At 77.0% G+C, this 2,909-nt stretch carries 3 protein-coding genes; 2 read left to right on the top strand and 1 reads right to left on the bottom strand.

Annotated features, from left to right (window positions below; genetic code table 11):
* Nucleotides 1-268: 268 nt before the first annotated feature.
* Nucleotides 269-370, bottom strand: a complete 102-nt coding sequence (locus tag L6E12_RS35830) for a pentapeptide repeat-containing protein (RefSeq protein ID WP_374201985.1) — start codon at nucleotides 368-370, stop codon at nucleotides 269-271.
* 460 nt (nucleotides 371-830) lie between these two features.
* Here L6E12_RS35830 and L6E12_RS32890 point away from each other — a divergent pair, with 460 nt between their 5' ends.
* Together L6E12_RS32890 and L6E12_RS32885 are read left to right on the top strand one after the other, a co-directional pair.
* Nucleotides 831-1,706, top strand: coding sequence for an ESX secretion-associated protein EspG (locus L6E12_RS32890; RefSeq protein ID WP_236231823.1), 876 nt, complete (start codon nucleotides 831-833; stop codon nucleotides 1,704-1,706).
* Nucleotides 1,707-1,857: 151 nt separating this feature from the next.
* A partial coding sequence (locus tag L6E12_RS32885) for a WXG100 family type VII secretion target (RefSeq protein ID WP_374201984.1) occupies nucleotides 1,858-2,909 on the top strand: 1,052 nt, incomplete at its 3' end.

The following is a 2,909-nucleotide window of genomic DNA, read 5'->3' as shown; positions in this document are numbered from 1 at the left end:
CAGCCCGCTCCCGGGCAGTCCGCGCCACCGGCGTCCGGGCAGCCCGCGTCGTCGGCGCCCGCGGTCGCGGTCCCGCCGCCCGCCGCGGGTGGCCCCGCACCGGGGCAGGGGCAGCCCGCCGGGCCTCCGGCCGAGGACACCGGTGCCCCGGCCCCGGACGTGCAGAAGCCGGACCCGGCCGATCCCGGCTCCGCCGCCGGCGCCCCCGCCCCCGCCGCGGGCAGCCCCGGCAGCGGCGACCCGGACAGCGGCTCCGACGACACCGACGTCACCCACCCCGGCGACGGCACCGCCGGAGATGGCACCGCCGGAGATGGCACCGCCGGAGATGGCACCGCCGGAGATGGCACCGCCGGAGATGGCACGGCAGGCGCCGGTCCCGGCCACCCCGCCGGCCCCGGCTACCCCGGCGGGTCCGACGACGCCCCCACCACCTACATCGGCACCCCGGATGGCACTTCTGGCACCCCTGCGGACCAGCCGCCGCAGTCCAAGGGCTACTGGGACGTCGACCCGGCCAAGCTGGCCGGGTTCAGCGTGGCCTGCACCGCGGCCCGGTTCGGCTTGGCCGCGGTGCAGACCCGGGTCGAGCGGATGCAGGGCGAGGACTACACCCCGCAGCTGGGCACCAGCCCGGTCGGCAGGCAGTTGGCCCGCAAGTTCGACGACCGGCTCAACGGCGACACCGGCCTGCGCGGCCTGCTCGCCGAGGCCATGCGCCGGATGGACCGGTTCATCGAGAGCGCGGAGAAGGTCCGCGACGGCTACCGCGAGTCCGAGGAGATCGCCAGGGACGCCATCGGGCAGGCCGAGCAGCGGACGGCGGGCTGATGGACTCCGGGCTGAACCTGGGCATCGACCCCGACGCGCACTGGAGCACCGACGGCGGACCGAGTGGCGCCTGGCTGGAGCCCGCCGAGGTCGACCTGCTGTGCACCTTCGCCGAGGTCACCCCACCGTTCCCGCTCAAGCTCACCCCGCGCGGCACCACCGCTGCCCAGCGCCGGGAGCTGTTCGCCTCGGCCCGGGCGCGGCTGGCCGAGCAGGGCCTGGCCGACCACCGGGGCCCGCGCGGGGTCGCCGCCGACCTGGTGCACCTGCTGCGCGAGGGTGTCGGCGCGTTCGACCTGCTCGTCGCCCGCCGCGGTGGGGCGCTCGGGGTGCTGGTGCTCGCCCAGCGGGAGGACGCGCTGCTGGTCACCCAGGACGTGCGCGGCCCCGGCGGCCGGGTGCACCTGCTGGCGTTGCCCGCCCGCGAGGTCGTCGACCACGTGCTGGACCTGATCCCCGCGCACCCGGCCGCCCTGGCGGCGCCGTTCACCCTGTCCCGGGGGGCCCTCGACGCCGCGCACCGGGCCATCCGGGCCGCCGCCGCGCCGCCCGGGGGCGGTCGGCCGCGGCAGCTCGGCGCCGACGAGCTGGACCGCCTGCTGGCCGAGCACGGCATCGACGAGCAGTCCGCGCGCAGGCTCACCACCCACCTGCAACCGGTGCTGGGCAACGGCCAGGCCGGGGTGGCCTTCCGCGGCGGCTACGCCGACACCTGGGAGCGCTCGGGTCCGGAACTGCGCTGGCTCGACACCGCCCGCGGCCGGTTCCGCCTCGGCGGCGAGCCGGGATCGGACTGGATGAGCGTCAACCCGTTCTCCGGCGACGAGCTGGTGGCCGCGCTGCGCGACCTGGCCGGGGAGCTGTGGTACCGGTGACCGCCCACCACCCGCTCGGCGCGGTAGGGGTGTGCGGACCTCCCGGATCGTCGGTCCCGTCCGATACCGTGACAGTCGGAAACGAGCATGTGCAGCACCTGGGTAATCGCTACCCGGTCCGGGGACCCCGGGCCGAGGGAGGGGCGCGGGGATGATCGCCAACCTTGAGCAGCTCGCCGGACGGATGTCCGAGCTGGTCGCCACGGCCGCCGCCGCGCGCCGCTCCGCCGAGGACGAGCGCAGGCGCCGCCGCGAGGCCGACGACCAGTACGTCACCGGCGGTGTCGACTGGAACGGCTACTCCCTCAAGTCGTTGCAGCGCATGGTCGGCGACAACGCCAACGCCGCCCAGCTGGAGATGCTCGCCGACCAGTGGACCCAGCACGGCACCAAGGTCGCCACCGCCTCCCAGGACCTGTCGCGGTCGCTGGGCAGGCTGATGCAGTTCTGGTCCGGCGGCGCCTCCGAGGAGGCCGCGCGCACCGTCGTCCGCAACGCCGCCTGGGTGGCCGAGCTGGGCGCCACCGCCCAGCAGATCGCCAAGCCGGTCGAGGACGCGGGCGGCGCGCTGCGCTCGGCGCAGAGCACCATGCCCGGCGGCAACCCGTCGAGCCCCTGGCTGGCCACCGCGGGCGGCGGCGCCGCGGCGGGCATGGCCATCGGCGGCCCGATCGGCGCCGCGTTCGGCGCGGCCATCGGCGGCATCGCCAGCGCGTTCGGCTTCGGCAGCAACAAGAAGAAGATGAAGCGCAAGGCCGTGCAGACGATGCAGCGGTTCGAGACCGCGGTCCTCGGCATCGACGGCGCCACCCCGCGCTTCGGCGCCCCGACCACCGGCATCAATCCGGGCACCACCCCCGCGTGGACCGCGCCCCCGGTCACCGGCGTCCCCGGCCCTGGCGTCACCGTCCCCGGCAACCCGTCGTACACCCCGCCCGCGGCCGGTCCGGCCCCGGTCTACGGCGGCGGCCCCGGCTTCACCACCAGCCCCTCCTTCGTGCCGAGCTTCAACGACGGCTGGGAAGGCCGCTGGCAGGGCCTCACCGGTGTCGGGAACGGCACCGGCGCCCCCGGCGGCGCGGGCTCCGGTCCGGGCGTCGGCGGGATCGGCGGCATCGGCGGCCTGCGCCCCGGCGGCGGCCCCGTCGGCGGGCTCCCGCGCGGCACCGGTGGCGCCAAGGGCGGTGGCGTCGGCGTCGGCCG

The organism is Actinokineospora sp. PR83 (assembly GCF_021056305.1).
In the GTDB taxonomy this organism is placed as follows: domain Bacteria; phylum Actinomycetota; class Actinomycetes; order Mycobacteriales; family Pseudonocardiaceae; genus Actinokineospora; species Actinokineospora spheciospongiae.
The sequence above is the reverse complement of the archived record's forward strand: the minus strand, read 5'-3'. Positions and strand labels throughout refer to the sequence as shown.